The organism is Duganella sp. CF458 (genome assembly GCF_900113115.1).
In the GTDB taxonomy this organism is placed as follows: domain Bacteria; phylum Pseudomonadota; class Gammaproteobacteria; order Burkholderiales; family Burkholderiaceae_D; genus Rugamonas.
The window spans coordinates 79034-98114 of record NZ_FOOF01000022.1; the positions used below are offsets into that span (position 1 = coordinate 79034).

A 19081-nucleotide genomic window follows, 5' to 3' on the forward strand; every position below is an offset into this window, starting at 1 on the left:
AGTTAGCCAGGAAAAGACCATGTTCCGTAACAGCACCATGCAACGCATCATTGCTTCCGCCCTGCTGGCCACTTTTGCCAGCAGCACGGTGGCGCCGGTAGTCGCTTATGCTCAGACCCCAGCTCCCTTCACCCTGCAGCCGCTGGCCGGCGCGGCAGGCCGCAGCCTGCCCGGCGTGGATGCCAACGGCATCCCGACCGGCAAGGGCTGGCAGCGTCCCGCCGCCAGCAGTGGCAGCGCCGCTGCAACTGCCGCCGCGCCGACCCAGGCTTACGGCTTCGCGCTGTCGCAATTGGAAGCGATGGCCGGCAAGTCCGAGGCCGACCTGGCCGCCGGCCGCGGCAGCGATGCCCTGGCGCAGGTCAACGCCCTGCGCGCGCAGTACGTCCGCCTGAAAAAAGAAGAAGCGGTGATGGCGCAGTCGTTCGCCGCGACCGAGGCGCACCTGCGTGCGGCGGGCCTGGCCAGCGGCGACATCCTGGCGCGCCAGCAGCAGGCGCTGCAGGATTTCGGCGCGCGCAAGGAGGAGCTGAAAGCGGCGATGGCGGCACTGGATGCGGCAGCCGGCGGCAAGGGCAGCGTGCAGACGGCGCTGGACGGCCTGGCAAGGCTGATGAAGCGGCATTCCAGCCTGCCGGGGCAAGGCGCTCATGGCAAGGGACATGCATGGGGCAAGAAGAAAAAGGCGCCGCCTGCCGTGGCGATGACGGAGCGCCAGCACGAGAAGCGCTTCCCGCGTTCCGTGCTGCTGGCCGCTGCCGGTTCCCTGAGCGGCATCGCGCTGCCGGACGCCATCCTGCCTGACGCGGTGCAGCCGGGCGACCTGGCACAGCAGGGTGAAGTCGTGCTGACGCCGGCCGTGCGGGCGCTGGCGGCGCAACTGGGCAACAACCCGGTGGCCATCTATAACTGGGTCCGCAACAATATCGCCTTCGCGCCGGGCTTTGGCGCCATGCAGGATGCGGATGCCACGCTGCTGGCGCGCCGCGGCAGCGCAACGGACACCGCCAGCCTGCTGATTGCGCTGAACCGTGCCGCCGGCATCGCGTCGCGCTATGTGTACGGCACCATCGAAGTACCGGTGGCGAAGATCAACAACTGGCTGGGCGTCGATCATGCCGCCGCCGCGCAAGCCTTGCTGGCGCAGGCCGGCATCCCCCACCGGGCCGTCAGCCAGGCCGGCCAGGCCGGCGCCATCCAGCTCGAACACGTCTGGGTGGAAGCGTTGGTCGACTTCTCGCCAAGCCGCGGCGGCGTCAACAAGGCGCCGGGCGCCTGGGTGCCGCTGGACGCCAGCTTCAAGCAGATGGACGTCAAGCCGGGCCTGGACCTGGCCAATGCCGTCAGCCTGAACGAGAGCGGGCTGCTCGGCCAGGTACGCCAGGGCGCCGTCTGTACGCCGGACTACGCGCAAAGCCTGAACCTGCAGAACCTGCAGGCCGGCTATGCCGATTACAAGACGCGCCTGAACAGCTACCTGGGGCAGCAGGGCGCCGACCTGACCGTAGGCGATGTGCTGGGCAACCGCAGCATCGCCGCCCGCAACTACAGCATCCTGCTGGGCAGCCTGCCGTACACCAAAGTAGCCCAGGGGACGATCGTCAACGCGCTGCCGGACAACCTGCGCTGGCAGTTCCGCCTGCAGCTGTTTGCCGGCGCCGCGCAGCAGGCGGCCAACACGCCGGCTGTCAGCTATAGCGGCAGCCTGGCAAGCGTGGCCAACCAGCGCCTGACATTGAGCTTCGTCCCGGCCAGCCAGGCCGACGCCGATGTCCTGGCTTCCTATATGCCGAAGCAGCACGCCGACGGCAGCCCGATCCAGCCGGGCGAGCTGCCGCTCGAAGTGCCGGGCTACCTGGTGCGCGTGAAAGCGGAAATCCGCGCCGACGGCGAACTGGTCGCCAGCGGCGGCAGCTTCGTCCTGGGCAGCGAGCTGGCGGGCAGCATTGCCAGTTTCGACCCGTCCAGCGGCGACTGGAACGAATCTTCGTTTGGCGCGCATGCCGGCGACTACCACGCGGTGGCCGTCGATACGCAGGGCGTGTCGGCCGGCCAACTGGCCGCCCTCAAGGCGCGCCTGAACGCCATGCAGGCCAAGCTGGCCGGCGGGCAGGGCGCCAGCCTGACGCGCGACGATGTCAGCGGCGAACTGCTGTACCACGCCGCGCTGGGCTATTTCGCCACCGTGGATGCCAATGCCGGGGTGTTCCAGCGCGCCGCGCGCATGGTGGATGTACGCCAGCCGTCGTACGGCCGCGCCGTGGCGCAGGCCCAGCCTGAAATGGTGATGGGCATTATCAACAAGGTGCGTTTCCCAGGCGTGGTGCTGGACATCGACCGCCTGGACAGCGCGGTGGCGCAGAACACTGGCGGCCTGGCGCCGTCGGCATACATCAAGCAGGCCAACGAGCGCAATGCCGCCTACGGCCATCTGGTGCTGGCCAAGCTGTTCACCAGCGCGCAAACGCCGGGCCAGGCCGCCTCGCCGCTCAAGGCGCTGAGCGCCGCGGCGGGCGCCGGCAACAAGGTGTTCGCCGTGACCGGCGCCAATGCCGCCAGCGTGATGCCGCTGGTGGACATTGCTGCCAACGCCGCAGCCGATATCCGCAATAGCGCGGCGGCAGGCAGCCGCGTGCTGGTGGCGCAGGGACCGGTCAACATCGGCAACTGGAATGGCCATGGCCTGGCGATGGAAGACGCCGGCGGTGCAGGCAACTACCGCCTGTACGGAGAAACCGGTTATGCCACCGCCGCCCTGTACCTGCCGAACGGCACCACCTGGCTGGCGCTGGCCAGCCCGCTCCAAGCCGCTGGCGCAGCTGTGCCGGCAGCGCAGGCCGCCCAGCCAGTCAACGACACGCTGGCCAGCCTGCTGGGCGAGGCCGGCAGCACTACGCGCTGGCGCTTTTACGCCGGCCAGGCCGACGTGGCCAGCGGCCTGTTCCTGGCGCGCCTGTCGGCGGGGCAGGCCGGCAGCGCTTGCGACATCCTGACCGGCACCATCGCGGCGGGATTGGACACCAGTGGCGGCTTTGACAGCGGTGCCGTGGCGGGCGCCCCGCTCATCACCAGCGCTCCGGTCATCAGCGGCGGCGCCAACCAGCTTTACAGCTACGCCGTTCTGGCCACCGACCCCAAAGGCGCCGCGCTGGCGTATGCCCTGCGCGAAGCACCGACCGGCATGGCGATTTCGGCGACGGGCGTGATCAGCTGGAACAAGCCGGTGGCGGGTGTCTGGAACGTCACGGTGCGGGCCGACAACGGACGCGCCTATGCCGAACAGCGCTACCAGCTCACCGTTGGGCAGGAAGTGCCGCTTGACGCCAACCTGAGGATCACTCCGCAGGTCATCAACCTGGGCGAGAGCGTGACCATCGACGTGCTGAGCACCGGTGGCAGCGGCAACGTCACGCGCAGCCTGGCCATCGACGGCCAGGAAGTGGCGCTGACGCAGGAGGGCCGCGCGACGGTGACCGGCAGCGCGCTCGGCGCGCACCAGATCACGGCGAAAATCACCGATAGCCTCGGTACCACCACCCGCGTCGGCACCTACAGCGTGCGCGATCCTGCCGACAGCAGCACACCGGTGGCGCTGATCGCGGCGCCGGTTGATGACGCCGAAGTGACTGCGCCGGTCGACGTGACTGGTACCGCGACAGCCGCCAACCTGGCATACTACCAGTTGCTGCTGCGCCCTTCCGGCGGCAGCGCCTGGAGCGAAATCGCACGCGGCACCAGCGCCGTCAGCAACGGCGTGCTGGGCAAGCTCGACCCGACCCAGCTGGCCAACGGGATTTATGAGCTGGTGTTGAGCGTCGTTGATGCGAATGGCCGCCAGCAGACCCGGATGATCACGGTCGACGTCTATCGCGACCTGAAAATTGGCCAGTTTGCGCTGACGTACATCGACCTTGACCTGGAAGCGGCCGGGGTGCCGATCCGCGTCTCGCGCACGTACGACACGCGCCGCAAGGATGAAAAGCTGGACTTCGGCTACGGCTGGAGCGTGGACTACCAGAACGTCCAGGTACGCAAGAATATGGTGCTGGGACTGCAATGGGATGTCATTGCACGGTCAACCCAGCTCCTGTTGTGCATCGTCCCGGCCGGCAAGCGCAAGATCAACATCACCCTGCCTGACGGAAAAGTCGAGCGTTTCAGCGCCGCCAACCGCCAGGAGTGCGCGATGGGGCAGATTCCGCCGGTGGACGTCTATTTCACGCCACTGCCTGGCACCACCAGCTCGCTTGAAATCGTCAACGTGCCAAACCTGATGGCCCGCGGCGGCCAGTTGTTTGACATGGATGCGCTGGAACCCTGGAACCCCAAAGAGTACAAGCTTGTCACTGAAGATAACTTCAGTTATTACATCACCGAAGGCATCGGTATCGTACAAGTCAAGGACCCTGCCGGCAACACGCTGACCTACGGCAGGAACGGCATCTTGCATAGCGGCGGCCAGTCGGTCAGCTTCACGCGCGATGCACAGAACCGCATCACAGCGGTGACCGACCCATCCGGCAAATCGATCGCTTACGCCTATGACCCGGCCGGCGACCTGGTCAAGGTCACCAACCGCGTTGGCGCCGCGTCGAACTATGCCTATAACCGCGCGCACGGCCTGGTCCAGTACACCGATCCAAACGGTAACGTGGCTGCGCGCTACGTGTATGACGACGAGGGCAGGCTGGTTGCTGCGTACGATGCGGAGGGCAAGGCGATCCGGTTGCAGCATGATGGAACGTCCAACCGCGAAACCATCACCGACCGCCGCGGCAACCAGACCATCTATGCCTACGACTCCAAGGGCAATGTCACCGAGCGGATCGATGCGCTGGGCAACAAGACCAGCTTCGAGTACGACGCGCTGGGCAATGAATCTGTACAGACCAATCCACTCGGGGGGCGCACGACGCGCGTATTCAACCAGCGCACCGGTAAGCAGACTTCGGAAACCGACGCAGCGGGCAACGAGACGCGCTGGGAATACGACAGCACTTCCGGCACCTATGTCGAGAAGATTGTCGACCCGAACGGCAATATCACGAACTTCGGCTATTCCCTGATGGGATCGCAGTCGGTGACCGAGCCGATGGGGCGGGTGAATTCTGTCGGGTATGACGGCTCCCGCAACATGACTTCGGTGCGGGTTGCCGGCCGTAGCAGGGCCTTCACCTATAACCTCAAGGGCACTCCGGCCACCGAAACCGATGGTGCCGGCACCAGGATCACGTACGGCTACAACACCAATAACCAGGAGACCAGCCGTAGCTGGACGGTCATCCAGGATGGCGTGCCCAAGACTTACACCATCACTCGCAAACTCGATGCCGAGGGACGCGCGGTCGAGGAAACCGATGCCCTGGGCTTCGTGACCAAGACCGAGTACAACGCCGGCGGCCAGGTGCTGGCGAAGATCGACCCGCTGGGCCGCCGCACCGGCTTTGCCTACACGGTGCGCGGGCAGGTCAGCAAGATCACCTATCCTGACGGCACATCGCAGCTCAGCGAGTACGATGCGGAGCGCAACCTGGTTGCCACGACGGACCAGGCGGGCCGCGTCACGCGCCATGAATACGATGCACTGAATCGCCGCGCCAAGACGATTTTCCCGGACGGCGGGACGGTGACGAACGAATATGACGCGGCAGGCCGTCTGGTCGCTGTGACCGACCAGTTGGGCCAGCGCACCGTCAATGGCTACGATGCCGCGGGCCGCCTGGTCAGTCTCCAGGTGCCGGGCGGTGCGGAGACCAAGTTCGAGTACGACAAGAACGGGAACGTCTCCGCGATGACGGATGCGGCGGGCCGCGTGACGAAGTACGAATACGATGGCCTGGACCGGCTGGTCAAGGCGACGCTGCCTGACGGAAAATTTGCGGCGACCGTATGGACTGTCGCAAATACCAAGCAGTCCGAGAAGGACTACGCAGGCAATGAGAAGAGCTATGAGTACGACGGCGCCTGGCGCCTGAAGAAAGTCACCATGACCGCCGCTTCCGGCGGCCAGGCAACTGTCTTCGAGTACGATGAGTTGGGCAACAAGACCAGCCAGACCGATGCGGAAGCGCGGGTCACGCGCTGGACCTATGACGCCAACTCGCGCATGACGGGGCGTACACTGCCAGATGGGAAAGTGGAACGGTTCGACTACGATGCGGCAGGCAATCAGACCGGCAAAACCGACTTTGCCGGCAAGACGACGCGCTTCGCCGTCGATTCGGTTGGCCGCACCGAGATGGTGGTGCGGCCCGATGGCGGCACTGTCAGCACAACGTATAGCGCGACCGGCAAGCCGGCTTCCGTTACGCTGGCGGGCAAAGGCCTGGCGGCTGGCACGACCACCTTCATTTACGACAGCGCCGATCGCCTGTCACGCAAGGTGAATGCCGATGGCAGCTTCATCGCGTACGAATACGACCAGGCGGGCGATATCGTGGCCCGTTCAACTGCAGCCGGCACGGTGCGCTATGCCTACGATAACCAGCGCCGTATCGAGAAGGTGACGGATGTCGACGGCAAGGCGACTACCTACCAGTACGCGGCGGACGGCAAGCTGGAAGCCGTCGTCACGCCGGATGGCATTACTGCCCGCTACCGCTACGATTCGAACGGCCGCCTGGTGCAGGGGCTGCACTCGCGCGGCGACAATTCGATCGTGTTCGGCGTGCAGTATGTGCTCGATGCGAACGGCCGCCGGACACAGGCCGCTGAATTCGATGCAAGCAGCACGCTCGCAGGCGAGGCCTTGTCGAACCCTGTCGTGACGAACGATTTCGAGTTCGATGCGTACGGCCGTCTGATGCGCGAGCAGGCCCATGGCCGCAATCCATCTGCCGACAGCGACACGAAATACAAGTACGACAAGGTGGGCAACCGAACCGAGCGTGCCCGTACCAGCGGCGCGGTCACCGCGATTACGAACTATAACTACGACAACAATGACCGGCTACTGTCGGAAACGACCAGCACCGGCAACAGCCAGGTCGAAACCAGCTATGCCTGGGACGCCAACGGCAACCTGCTGAGCAAGGCGGTTGGTGGGCTCCAGACCTTCTACGGCTGGGATGCCGATAACCGCCTTGTGGAAGTCAAGCAAGGTGCTTCGCAGGCGCAGGCAAAGACGGTCGCGCAATATGCCTACGACGGCAATGGCAATCGTGTGGCGAAGACCGAGTTTGGCGACAACGGTGAAAAGACCAGGCAAACCACCTACCTGGTCGACTCGACGTTCCCGTTTGCCCAGGTGCTGGAGCAGAAAGAGGTGACCGGAGCGAGTACCGAGTCGACTCGCTATGTGTGGGGCAAGGAGCTGATTCGCGAGGTGCGCGGCGGACAGGGCACCTTCTATCACTCAGACCCGCAGGGCAGCGTACGCATCCTGGCGGGCGACGATGGGCAGGCGGCAGGCAGCTACCGCTACGATGCCTTCGGCCAGGTGCTGGAGCAGGGTGGCACCGCAGATACCGCTTACCGCTACACCGGCGAGTACTTCGATGCGCACGCCGGACTGCAATACAACCGTGCGCGCTGGGTCGACCTGGAGAGCGGCCGCTTTGTTTCGATGGACCGGTTCGCCGGTGTGCCGAGCCAGCCGATTTCCCTGCATCGCTATGCCTATGCGAACGATGATCCGGTCAACATGGTGGACCCGAGCGGCAACGAAACGCTCGGTGGCCAGATGGCGGCGCTGGACGGCCAAAGCTCGTTGCAAAACAGCGCGATCGCAGGAATTCGCCAGGCGTTCTCCCGCTTCGGTTGCGACCTTGGCGCTGCCATTGCCGAACAGGCAGTTGACTACGGTATTTACATCCTGATCGACGCTGCGACTGGCGGCCTGTATGTTGGCCAATCGGTCGATATCGACAACCGTCTGAAACAGCACATTGACGAAGCGGTCAAGCAGGGCAAGAACTTGTGGAAAGCGAATGCCAAGATCCTGATGCGCTTCAATGTCCCGGGTGGCAAGGAAGCGCTGTACAAGGTCGAACAACTGGTGATGGATATCCTCGAGAAGTCGGGGCACGAGCTGTTGAACAAGAACCGTGCAATTGGACCGGACAATCCAATCAAGCGCGATTACAATGTCTTCAAAAAATTGATGTGTCCTAAGATTTGAGGCCAGATGAGCGCTGAGATTTGTGAACTGAATGGTCAACCCCGTGCTGCAATCCTTCGATTATTCGACTGGGACGATGCGAGCCGCGAAGCCGTCGCGCAATGGAAATACGACGGCGTCGAGCCGAAAAGCGCCTTGGGCAGCTTTGAGCCGCTGGCCGAATTCGCCGACCGGGTGCGTTGGCTGTACTATCCTGATGTGGGATCGTCGGCAGGTCTTGAGAAGCTGAAGGCAGTGCGGCGCATAACCTTTGGCGATGAACTGCCGCAGCCGGCATTCGATTTGCGCCAATTGCCTGGGCTGGAAGTTGTTCAGTGCGAAGATGCGTCCGGGCTGGATAAACGCCATTTGAACCATCCGCGCCTGCGGTACCTGGACCTGGAAGGCTTGAAAGCTGCCGATCTCGCCTTCCTGTCCGAGGCACGGGCGTTGGCGGCAATGCGTTTGCGCCGCTGCGCCCTGACCGGCCTGAAGGGCAGTGGAACACTGAACGGTTTAAAGGAACTGCGCCTGTTGGGCGCCAAAAAGCTGGAAGATGTATCAGGCTTGGGCGAGGCTGGAAATCTCGAGATCGTCGAGATCGGCGAGGCGAAAAAGCTGCGTGATATCAATGCGATTCATTCCCTCGGCAAGCTGCGCTACCTGTTCGTGGAGGCGGATCAAGCAAGCCAGGCCGACTTGTCGTGGATCGGCACTATGCCGCGCCTGGAATGCGCCGGATTGTGGCTGGAAACCAGGCAAGTGGATTGGACTATCCTTGCGCAGCATCCGCGCCTGTATGACATCATGCTTGGCACGCATGCCGGTTTTGAGCTGCCCGACGATGACACGTTGGTGCCGTTGCTGCAATCGCATGGCAGGCGCGTGCTTAAAGTGACCCGGTTCCCGAAGGCGTTGCGCCCGTCGATCAGGATCGAGTTTGTGCCGCCTGCCGATTTGGTGGACGCCAAGCCCCTGCACGTGTACCAGACAAGGCTGCTGGCGAATCCTAACGTCGACTAGACGCATCATTCCTGGTTGCTGATGCAAATGGCCATGAAAGAACACCGGATCGAATTCCGCGATTACCTCGCTTTCAATAGTCAAACACTTGAACCACCTCCAAGAGCGCCAGGCCGACCGTGCGTGCTTCGGCCTTCCTGGCGTTGTTGAAATGTATGCCGATTGGACGTGGTGATGTTCCCCGGCGCGGAGGCTACGGAACATGTGTGGGATTCCTTGATCGCGGTCGCAAATGAAGATAAATGATTGCGAAGCTGGGCAACTCCCAAAGGCCAGGCTGCCAGGCACCAACCTGATTACGCCGCCGGCTTCGCTTTTGTGAAAGCACTGAAAACAAGGATTGCTGCGCTGGGCAAGGCGCTGTCGAAGTCCGTGTATGCCTGCAGGCACGGCGACCTGGTCCACACCGTGATGATCAACAAGGACCGCTATGGTGGCGACATGGTCAGCGTGCTCGTTTCCATCCCAGCGTTTTTTGATGCCAACGCGGCACTGAGCGTTGAAACCCTCCAGTCCCCGTTGGCCGGCGACATTTCGCCACGCGGTGTCGTTGGCACCTACGCTTGGGAAAAGGGGACCATTGACGAAGATCTGGTAGCGAAAACCGTTGCCGAATTCCTGGGCTTGTTTGCGACGCCAGCCGATGTCCGGAATGCGCTGGCCGGCCAGTTTGTGTATCCGTATTATGAGAGTCGGTTGCCCATTGATGCCCCGCCGATTCCTGCGATGTCGGACCTGTCCGAGGCAAACTACCCAGTCGCAGGTGGAGCGCGAACATTGGAGAGCGCCAGGGCAGCCGCACGGGACAAGCTACAAACGGCGTTAGGGGAGGTGGGCTTCAAACTTTCGCCGGAATCCGATGCGATCGCCGTTCGCCCTCGTGGTCACATGTTCGACGGGGTTCGAGCCTTGCTCGACAATTATGGCTCCCATATCCCCCTGACTTGCTTTCCGTGGACGACCGCAATCTGGCAAGTCGATAAGCGTTGGAAGGGATCTTATTTTCCGATGCTGCCGTTCGATGTGCTGGCCAGTGGAAAGCCTGTCTTGTTCACTGTCGACGAATTCGTCAACCTGGGGAACGACAAGCTGAGGGAGCTGGTCGCACCCGCCTTGGAACTGGCGGCGCAAATCCAGAACCACCACCAGTTCGCCGATGCGCTCAGCAGCGACTGGGGGCGAGTGGCGGAAAGTCTCTACCGGTTGGCGGTAAAGGAATAGGAAACCAGGATGAGGAAACCGCACTATTTGAATTGGGACGGCGTGCGGGTGCTGGCCCTTTATGACGGCATGCACGAGACGAGCGTGGCGGCCATCCAGACAATGGCGTTCGACGAGTTGTGCCTGTTCGCCGGTGACTTCCCAGACTTATCGGCCTTTGAGGACGCGGCCGGAAAGATCAGGAGACTGTCGGTCAGTACTGCAGTTGGCGTGATGGATTTCGATAGCCTGAAATTCCTCAAAGACCTCCCCTACCTGCGTTTGAGCGATGCAATCAAGTCTGCCGTAAAAGGCCAGTCGATCGATTTCTCTGCCTTCCCGAAATTGGAGACCTGTTCGTTCTCATGGAAGAACTACTTCACGCCTTCGCTGCTCGAATGCGAAAGCCTGCGTACATTGGCCCTGTGGGGCTGTCCTGCGAAGGATCTCCGGCTGCTATCGAACGCGCCGCAAATCACTACTCTCTGCCTGGCACAGGGCAGCCCGGTGGACCTGGGAGGCATAGAGCGCCTCCAGTCTTTGGAAAAGCTCGATATTTCGCTACTGCGCAACCTGGCAGACATTTCGGCCCTGGGTGAACTGAAGGCGCTGCGCCATCTGTGCATCTCTAATTGTTCAAAGCTCGAAGACTTGACGCCCATTCATTCACTGCCGATGCTCGAAGTACTCCACGTGGCAGGGAAGCATACGTTCGACGACCTGCAATTCCTGAGAAACTTCCCGGCGCTGCAAGAGTTCATCTTCGAGATCCAGCTGAAGAATCACGATTTCGCCCCGCTTTTCGACCTTCCTGCGCTGCGGCTTGGGCGATTCATTACGCTGCGGGACTTTGTCGCGACCCCCAAGCTGCTGCAGGAGCTGGCTCGGGCCAAGGGCCGGAAGTTGAAACTCGAATTGATCGGGGGCGGGAAGATCAAGACTGTCACATTCAAGCTGTGATTTTCCGTGACTTTTTCTGCCGGGCAATGGCAATATAATCATCCGAATTTGCCGCCTGTGCGGCTCCTCATTGAAGGTGATCCATGCATGTCCTGATCCTATTGGGAATCGTTGTACTGTTGGTGGTGCTGTTCTATAAGTCAACCAACCAGTATGTACAGCCAGCCGGCTCGCAAACCCCGGCGCCGGCGCAAGCCATGGGCGGCAATGCACCGCCCATGCAGATCGGCTGGGTGGCCAACGGCAAGCTGTTCGTTCAGGGCGGCTATGGCGCAGTGCAGGAGATAGCCAGCCCTTACGCGCAGCAGGCGATGGATCGGGCGGAGCGTAGCCGCGAGAAAAATGCGTGGAAAAAAGACACGGCCTTCGGCGTTGCTGCGCAGGGCAATTATCGTGATTTCGACCGCCACACCGATCCTTTCCTGATTTCGTCGGCACTCTTTACCGCTGAAGACAAGCTGCTGTACTTCCAGGCAGACCATGGCATGGGCGGGCTGTTTTCCTACGATATCGCCAGCGGGCATGAAGAGCGCTTGCTGCATCGTCAGCACTTGCAGCTCGATGGCATGTGCCTGTCGCCCTCAGGCGAAACCATCTTTTGCACTGTGCTTGCGCAGGGTGGCGTCAGCCACATCGCAACCATGCGCAGCAATGGCGATGGCCTGCGCGAGCTGACCGGCGGCGATACCATCGACTCAGCGCCAACGGCGGTGCCGGGTGACGATGCCACCGTGATCTACCAGTCGGCTGCGATCGGGCGCAACCAGCATGGCGGCTGGGCGGCAACCGGTCATGCGACACTACAGCAATTGAATACGGCGACCGGCCGCATTACACCGGTGCTGGAAGATCCGCGCTATGACTTCCTGTCGCCGCGTGTGGCACCTGACGGAGCGCTGTTCTTCATCCGCAGGCCTTATGAGCCGCCGCAGTACAACGCCGGGAACGTAGTGCTTGATACGCTGTACTTCCCATTCCGTTTGTTGCGCGCATTGTTCCATTACCTGAATTTCTTCTCGCTGATGTACTCGCGCAAACCGCTGACCGGCGCAAGCGGCACGCCGATGCAGGCGGACCTGAAGGATATCGTCTTGCAGGGCAAGCGCATTGACGCGGAACGCGCACTGCGGCGGGAAGCCAGTATCGGCGGGATTCCTTCGCTGGTGCCCTCGTCGTGGCAGTTGGTGTGCCGCACCCGCAACGGTAGTGAATCGGTGGTGGCTAGCAATGTGAGCTCGTTTGATATCACGCCGAATGGCGCCATTGTCTACAGCAACGGCCGCGGCCTGTTTGCGCTGGATGCGCAAGGGCGCTCGTCATTGGTATCGCAAGGCGACCTGGTTGGTGCGGTGCTGGTGCATGATAAGATGCCCGCATGAAACAACTTGAACCCAAGTTCCGCTGCACCGGCTGCAATCGCGGCATCTTGAATCGCAGCGTGGCGCGCTGCCTGTACTGCGGCGCCGACTTGCCTGCGGAAGCCAGGCTTGCGCCGGAAGTGATTGCGCAACGCGACGCGGAGCACGCGCGCATGGAAGAGGCCCGCAAGCGCCTGGCCCAGCATCCACCGCCGCGGCCACAGGCGCAGGGCAACAGCGCGGCGGACGTCATCGATGGCATGAGCACCGGGATCGATGTCATCGACCTGATCGGCGATGGTGTCTCGCTGTTCGGCAAACTTCTCGACTAAACATGTTGCCTTGATAATGACGGCATGGCACGATACTGATCCCGCCATGCCAATCATTAAAGGAGCTGTCATGTCCCTGCGCATCAACGATACCGCACCGAATTTCAAAGCCCAGACCACCAAAGGCCCGATCGATTTCCATGAATGGATTGGCGACCAGTGGGCCGTCCTGTTCTCGCACCCAAAGGATTTCACCCCGGTCTGCACCACTGAGCTGGGCTACATGGCCAAGATCGAGCCTGAGTTCACCAAGCGCAATGCCAAGATCATCGGCCTGTCGATCGACCCGGTGGAAAACCACAGCAAGTGGGCCAGCGACATTGAGGAAACCCAGGGCGCCAAGGTGAATTATCCGATGATCGGCGACACCGACCTGCAGGTCGCAAAGCTGTACAACATGCTGCCGGCCGAGGAGCCTGGCACTTCGGATGGCCGCACCGCTGCCACCAATGCTACCGTGCGTTCTGTGTTCATCGTTGGTCCGGACAAGAAGATCAAGCTGATGCTGACTTATCCGATGACCACCGGCCGTAATTTCGACGAGATCCTGCGCGTGCTGGATTCGATGCAGCTGACTGCCAAGCACAAGGTGGCTACGCCGGTGAACTGGAAGGACGGGGAGGATGTGATTATCGCTGGCTCGGTCAGCGATGATGATGCCAAGAACCTGTTCCCCGGTGGGTGGAAGGCGCCTAAGCCTTATCTGCGGATCGTCAAGCAGCCTTCTTAAAACCGGTAAACCTGGGTCAGACCCAAGGGTCTGACCCCGTGCGGTTTCACGGCCGAAGGTTCTGGTGCGAGGCTTTTGACGTTCGAAGAAGATCAACGGCGCACAACCGCAACCCGTGGCCGCTGCGCGGACAGGGTCTGACCCTGCGGGTCAGACCCTGGTTTACCGGTTTCAAAGCGCATCTGCCCCTGGCGCCCCAAACAGCTGCTCCTTGAGGTGGTGCAGCTGGTCCCGCACCTGCGCTGCCTTCTCGAACTCCAGGTTCTTCGCGTGATCGAGCATGAGCTTCTCGAGGCGCTTGATCTCCTTGCTGATCTGCTTCTCGCTCATGGCTTCGTACTTTGCCGCTTCCTCGGTCACCACCATCTGTTCGCGCGCAGCGCTGCTGTAGACGCCATCGATCATGTCCTTGATGATCTTCTTCACGCCGCGCGGCACGATGCCCATCTTCTCGTTATAGGCGATCTGCTTGGCCCGGCGCCGCTCGGTTTCGTCGATCGCGCGCTTCATCGAGTCGGTCATATTGTCCGCATAGAGCAGGGCTACACCGTTCAGGTTACGCGCCGCGCGGCCGATGGTCTGGATCAGTGAACGCTCCGAACGCAGGAAACCTTCCTTGTCGGCGTCCAGGATCGCCACCAGCGACACCTCGGGCAGGTCCAGGCCTTCGCGCAGCAGGTTAATCCCCACCAGCACATCGAACGTACCAATCCGCAGGTCGCGCAGGATTTCCACGCGCTCCACCGTTTCCACATCGCTGTGCAGGTAACGCACCTTGATACCGTGGTCGCCCAGGTATTCGGTCAGTTGCTCCGCCATGCGCTTGGTCAGCGTGGTGACCAGTACGCGCTCGTTCTTTTCGATGCGGTCGTTGATCTCACCCAGCAGGTCGTCGACCTGGGTGTGGGCAGGGCGCACGATCACTTGCGGGTCGACCAGGCCGGTCGGGCGAACCACCTGTTCGACCACCGCGCCGGCATTCTTCTTCTCGTATTCGGCCGGCGTGGCGGAGACGAACACTGTCTGCCGCATCTTCGACTCGAACTCCTCGAACTTCAGCGGCCTGTTATCCAATGCCGAAGGCAGGCGGAAGCCGTAGTCCACCAGGTTGGTCTTGCGCGAACGGTCGCCGTTATACATGGCAGACAACTGGCCGATCAGTACGTGCGATTCGTCCAGGAACATCAGCGCGTCACGCGGCAGGTAGTCGACCAGGGTTGGCGGCGGGTCGCCCGGCTTGGCGCCGGACAGGTGGCGCGAGTAGTTCTCGATGCCCTTGGTGAAGCCGACTTCCGCCATCATTTCCAGGTCAAAGCGCGTGCGTTGTTCCAGGCGCTGTTCTTCCAGCAGCTTGTTCTCGCGGCGGAAGAAATCCAGCCGCTCGCGCAGTTCCTCCTTGATGGTTTCGATCGCGCGCAGCACGGTGGCGCGCGGCGTCACATAGTGCGAGCCTGGGTACACGGTGAAGCGCGGGATCTTCTGTTTGACCTTGCCGGTCAGTGGGTCGAACAGCTGGATCGATTCCAGCTCGTCATCGAACATCTCCAGGCGCACCGCCAGGTCGGCGTGTTCGGCCGGGAAGATGTCGATGGTGTCGCCGCGTACGCGGAAGGTGCCGCGGCCGAAGTCCACCTCATTGCGTGTGTACTGCATCTGGATCAGGCGCGCGATGATGTCGCGCTGCGACACGCGGTCCTTGGCACGCAGCGTCAGGATCATCTGGTGGTACTCGTTCGGATTACCGATACCGTAAATGGCCGACACGGTGGCCACGATCACCACGTCGCGCCGTTCCATCAGCGATTTGGTGCAGGACAGCCGCATCTGTTCGATGTGCTCATTAATCGATGAGTCTTTTTCAATGAACAGGTCGCGCTGCGGTACGTAGGCTTCCGGCTGGTAGTAATCGTAGTACGACACGAAGTACTCGACCGCATTCTCGGGGAAGAACTCACGGAATTCGGAATACAGCTGCGCTGCCAAGGTCTTATTCGGCGCGAACACAATGGCCGGGCGTCCCTTGCGCGCAATCACGTTGGCCATGGTGTAGGTCTTGCCCGAACCGGTCACGCCGAGCAGGGTCTGGAAGGACAAACCGTCGTCAATCCCCTCGCACAGCGCATCAATGGCGGTGGGCTGGTCGCCGGCGGGAGGAAAGGGCTGGTGCAGCCGATAAGGCGAATCTGGGAAAGTGATAACTTCCGGTGCCGGAGCAGCCGTATTTTGGGAATCAGACATTAGTGCAGACCTTTGATAGAATATGCGATTGTCGGCGGCCCTGACCGGATTTTCTTCGGGAGCCGGCTTGTTCTTGCATCGACCCGCCCCAAAACGTTACCAATCTAACCATGACGAACTCTTCCGTTTTCAGCGCCATCGAGATGGCCCCGCGCGACCCGATCCTCGGCATCACCGAAGCCTTTAATGCAGACACTAACCCGGCGAAAATCAACCTGGGCGTAGGTGTCTATTATGACGACAATGGCAAAGTGCCGCTGCTGAAGTGCGTGGAAAAGGCGGAAGCAATCCTGATCGAGCAGCACGCCCCGCGCACCTACCTGCCAATCGAAGGCCTGGCAGCTTACGACAAGGCTGTGCAAGAGCTGGTATTTGGTGCCGACAGCGCCGTAATTCAAGAGAAACGTGCCGTGACCGTGCAGGCACTGGGCGGCACCGGCGCGTTGAAAATCGGCGCCGACTTCCTGAAGCGCTTCTCCCCGGATTCCGAGGTTTACATCAGCAACCCGAGCTGGGAAAACCACCGCGCGCTGTTCGAAAGCGCCGGCTTCAAAGTCAACAACTACGCCTACTACGACGAGACCACCCATGGCGTGAATTTCGCCGCCATGCTGGCTGCGCTGAAGGCCATGCCACGCGGTTCCATCGTCGTGCTGCACGCATGCTGCCACAACCCGACCGGCGCCGACCTGACCCAGTCCCAGTGGGATGAGGTGATCGCCGCTGTCGTCGCCGGCGGCCTGGTACCGTTCCTGGACATGGCTTACCAAGGCTTCGGCGCTGGCATCGCAGAAGACGGCGCCGTGGTGCGCCGCTTCGCCGCCACCGGCGTGGCACTGCTGGTGTCGAACTCCTTCTCCAAGTCCTTCTCGCTGTATGGCGAGCGCGTGGGCGCCCTGAGCGTGGTGGCGGCTTCCGCGGAAGAGGCATCGCGCCTGCTGTCGCAGCTGAAACGCGTGGTGCGCACCAACTACTCCAACCCACCGGTCCACGGCGGCAAGGTCGTGGCAACCGCCCTGGCCACTCCTGAACTGCGCCAGATGTGGGAAGACGAACTGGCCGGCATGCGCGTGCGCATCAAGGAAATGCGCGAAACCTTCGTGCAGAAGCTGAAAGCCAAGGCGCCTGGCCATGATTTCGACTTCGTGCGCGAGCAGATCGGCATGTTCTCGTACTCCGGCCTGACCAAAGAGCAGGTGGGCAAGCTGCGCGAACAGTCGATCTACGCCGTGGACACCGGCCGTATCTGCGTTGCAGCGCTGAATTCGAAGAATATTGATGTGGTAGTTGACGCCATCGCCAAGGTCCTTTAATATGCTGCTCTCTGATCGCAATGCGGTCGGAGAATGATCCCTGATAGCTCAGTCGGTAGAGCGACGGACTGTTAATCCGCAGGTCCCTGGTTCGAGTCCAGGTCGGGGAGCCAGAACACAGAAAAGCCCAGCCTTAACCGGTTGGGCTTTTTGCATTTATCTTCATTTCTGCGAGCGTCCAGTATGGAAAACCACGTTACCTGTGGTCTCCAGCAATCGATCGGCAGTAATTGCCTGCGACGTTTGCGTGGTCGAAGCAATGGTCGGGAAAACGTTCGCCGAACAGATCTCGCCGCTGTGGTACTCATGTTGACCGTTATCCGGATAACGGATAGGATTGTAGCATGTCGATCCAGACCTTTGCTTGTCCCGATACGGAGACTCTCTTCACGACAGGCAAGAGCCGCCGCTTCGTCAACATCAAGAGCGTAGCCGAACGTAAGTTGGCACAGCTCGACGCGGCGCCGTCGGTGAATTTTATGAAGGCGCCGCCGGGCAACGATTTGAAGGAGTATCACGGCGCTTGGCACGTCCGCATCAACGATCAATGGCGGCTGAGCTTCAGGTGGGGCGCAAATGGCCCCTATGACGTGAAGATCGAAGATCCTCATTAGCGGAGCAAGTACATCATGATAAAGAATGGAATGCGCCCCATTCACCCGGGTGAGGTTTTGATGGAGGACTACATAAAACCTATGGGTGTTAGCGTTCGTGCGGTGGCCATGGCATTGCACGTTCCTTATTCTCGTCTCAGCGAAATCACCAAGGGCCAGCGCGGCGTGACGGCAGATACGGCCCTGCGTTTGGAGCGCTATTTTGGTAGCGAAGCGCAAGGCTGGTTGAACTTGCAAACTGCCTATGACCTTCGCGTGGCCGAAACAGTGGCTGGAGAAGTGATCGCCAAACAGATCGAGCCGTTAGATGCAGAAGTGTAGATAGCCGAACTGTTAATCCGCAGGTCCCTGGTTCGAGTCCAGGTCGGGGAGGGGAGCCAGAACATAGAAAAGCCCAGCCTTAACCGGTTGGGCTTTTTGCTTTCCCTGGGACTGAAATAATGTTTACGAAAATGGATATCCGCGCAACATTGGCCGTATGTCTTGTTGTCCTGTATGGCGCCGCCATGACTCCGGCTGCCGCCGCTGATGAAGTCAACGCAAGCGAGCAAGTGGCTGGCTCGCGCATCAGGCTTTTCGGCAAGAATGGGACTGGCATGTGGCTTTACAAGGATAAAGCTTGTTACAAGACGAGCTTCTTTAAAAAAGTTGGCGCTGAAACCGTTTCAGGCTCTATAGGCCAGGCCATTTCCTCAGCCCGAGGCAAGGCAAACAACGGCAAGCAGGGAATCCCGGAAACCAAGGACTCGAAAGACGCCGATTCGGGCGGTTACCAATACTACAACGAGTTCGATGTCAATCCTGATAAGCCGATCACCATTCTTTCGTCGTTTGGCATAGGTAGCTGGAGCTGTGAAGGTTATATTGCCGCCACTTTCACGCCGAAGGCCGGGAAAGACTACGAGGGCAGGCTCGACGTTAATCTGACTACCAAGCAGTGCCACTTGATTGTCAAGGAAATTCAGCCAACCCCGGAGGGCGCGGTACTCAATCCCATTGATGATCTGCAGCCTGCTTTTAAATGCGATTGATTGCACTCAATGCGGAGTGAATATGAGAACCCAGCCCTAACCCGGTTGGGTTTTTTGCTTTTCATGGACTATTTATGGCTAAGCGGGCGCTAGCAGGCTGCTGAAATACCCATGATTCGTGCTGGCCGGTAATGCCTGTTCGTTACCGCCAGACGCCTTCTTTCCACATCACGGGATTCTTGAG

Annotated in this window: 12 protein-coding genes and 1 tRNA gene; 12 read left to right on the forward strand and 1 reads right to left on the reverse strand. The window is 61.1% G+C overall.

Features of this window, described 5'->3' with window-relative positions; all coding sequences use genetic code 11:
• Positions 1-19 precede the first annotated feature (19 nt).
• From BM269_RS26375 to BM269_RS26405, 7 genes are all read left to right on the forward strand, one after another.
• Positions 20-8119, forward strand: coding sequence for an RHS repeat-associated core domain-containing protein (locus tag BM269_RS26375; protein ID WP_090444626.1), 8100 nt, complete (start codon positions 20-22; stop codon positions 8117-8119).
• A 6-nt stretch (positions 8120-8125) separates the two neighbouring features.
• On the forward strand, positions 8126-9121 hold the full coding sequence (locus tag BM269_RS26380; RefSeq protein WP_090444629.1) for a hypothetical protein: 996 nt from the start codon (positions 8126-8128) through the stop codon (positions 9119-9121).
• Between the two features lie 246 nt (positions 9122-9367).
• Entirely contained in the window at positions 9368-10342 is a 975-nt protein-coding gene (locus BM269_RS26385; protein ID WP_090444631.1) for a hypothetical protein, read from the forward strand.
• A gap of 9 nt (positions 10343-10351) precedes the next feature.
• A complete protein-coding gene (locus BM269_RS26390) occupies positions 10352-11281 on the forward strand; it encodes a leucine-rich repeat domain-containing protein (RefSeq protein ID WP_090444634.1) in 930 nt (309 codons plus the stop codon).
• An 83-nt stretch (positions 11282-11364) separates the two neighbouring features.
• Positions 11365-12660 (forward strand): TolB-like translocation protein, encoded by a 1296-nt coding sequence (locus tag BM269_RS26395; RefSeq protein WP_090444637.1) that lies wholly within the window; start codon positions 11365-11367, stop codon positions 12658-12660.
• Complete coding sequence (locus BM269_RS26400; RefSeq protein WP_090444641.1) at positions 12657-12971, forward strand: hypothetical protein; 315 nt, start codon at positions 12657-12659, stop codon at positions 12969-12971. The genes BM269_RS26395 and BM269_RS26400 overlap by 4 nt, the downstream gene beginning before the upstream one ends.
• A gap of 70 nt (positions 12972-13041) precedes the next feature.
• Positions 13042-13701 (forward strand): peroxiredoxin, encoded by a 660-nt coding sequence (locus BM269_RS26405; RefSeq protein ID WP_090444644.1) that lies wholly within the window; start codon positions 13042-13044, stop codon positions 13699-13701.
• Between the two features lie 171 nt (positions 13702-13872).
• Here the strand turns inward: BM269_RS26405 and uvrB are convergent, their stop codons facing one another.
• The gene (uvrB, locus tag BM269_RS26410) at positions 13873-15939 is read right to left on the reverse strand and encodes an excinuclease ABC subunit UvrB (RefSeq protein ID WP_090444648.1); all 2067 of its coding nucleotides are present in this window, start codon (positions 15937-15939) and stop codon (positions 13873-13875) included.
• Between the two features lie 110 nt (positions 15940-16049).
• On the opposite strand from uvrB, the gene BM269_RS26415 reads away from it, so the two are divergent.
• The 5 genes from BM269_RS26415 to BM269_RS26435 all read left to right on the forward strand — a co-directional run bounded on the left by BM269_RS26415 (position 16050) and on the right by BM269_RS26435 (position 18897).
• A complete protein-coding gene (locus tag BM269_RS26415; protein WP_090444652.1) occupies positions 16050-17252 on the forward strand; it encodes an amino acid aminotransferase in 1203 nt (400 codons plus the stop codon).
• A 37-nt stretch (positions 17253-17289) separates the two neighbouring features.
• A tRNA-Asn gene (locus BM269_RS26420) sits at positions 17290-17365 on the forward strand.
• A gap of 231 nt (positions 17366-17596) precedes the next feature.
• Positions 17597-17866, forward strand: coding sequence for a type II toxin-antitoxin system RelE/ParE family toxin (locus BM269_RS26425; RefSeq protein WP_090444655.1), 270 nt, complete (start codon positions 17597-17599; stop codon positions 17864-17866).
• A gap of 15 nt (positions 17867-17881) precedes the next feature.
• A complete protein-coding gene (locus BM269_RS26430; RefSeq protein WP_090444658.1) occupies positions 17882-18187 on the forward strand; it encodes a HigA family addiction module antitoxin in 306 nt (101 codons plus the stop codon).
• A gap of 131 nt (positions 18188-18318) precedes the next feature.
• Positions 18319-18897: a hypothetical protein gene (locus tag BM269_RS26435; protein WP_170860492.1), complete on the forward strand. Its 579-nt coding sequence runs from the start codon at positions 18319-18321 to the stop codon at positions 18895-18897.
• Positions 18898-19081 lie beyond the last annotated feature (184 nt).

What these genes read in the sequence shown, in the direction of transcription:
- BM269_RS26390 (WP_090444634.1), top strand. Translation starts at nt 10,352, where the DNA reads ATGAGGAAACCGCACTATTTGAATTGGGACGGCGTGCGGGTGCTGGCC.
- BM269_RS26395 (WP_090444637.1), top strand. Translation starts at nt 11,365, where the DNA reads ATGCATGTCCTGATCCTATTGGGAATCGTTGTACTGTTGGTGGTGCTG.
- BM269_RS26375 (WP_090444626.1), top strand. Translation starts at nt 20, where the DNA reads ATGTTCCGTAACAGCACCATGCAACGCATCATTGCTTCCGCCCTGCTG.
- uvrB (WP_090444648.1), bottom strand. Translation starts at nt 15,939, where the DNA reads ATGTCTGATTCCCAAAATACGGCTGCTCCGGCACCGGAAGTTATCACT.
- BM269_RS26425 (WP_090444655.1), top strand. Translation starts at nt 17,597, where the DNA reads ATGTCGATCCAGACCTTTGCTTGTCCCGATACGGAGACTCTCTTCACG.
- BM269_RS26405 (WP_090444644.1), top strand. Translation starts at nt 13,042, where the DNA reads ATGTCCCTGCGCATCAACGATACCGCACCGAATTTCAAAGCCCAGACC.
- BM269_RS26415 (WP_090444652.1), top strand. Translation starts at nt 16,050, where the DNA reads ATGACGAACTCTTCCGTTTTCAGCGCCATCGAGATGGCCCCGCGCGAC.
- BM269_RS26400 (WP_090444641.1), top strand. Translation starts at nt 12,657, where the DNA reads ATGAAACAACTTGAACCCAAGTTCCGCTGCACCGGCTGCAATCGCGGC.
- BM269_RS26435 (WP_170860492.1), top strand. Translation starts at nt 18,319, where the DNA reads ATGGATATCCGCGCAACATTGGCCGTATGTCTTGTTGTCCTGTATGGC.
- BM269_RS26380 (WP_090444629.1), top strand. Translation starts at nt 8,126, where the DNA reads ATGAGCGCTGAGATTTGTGAACTGAATGGTCAACCCCGTGCTGCAATC.
- BM269_RS26430 (WP_090444658.1), top strand. Translation starts at nt 17,882, where the DNA reads ATGATAAAGAATGGAATGCGCCCCATTCACCCGGGTGAGGTTTTGATG.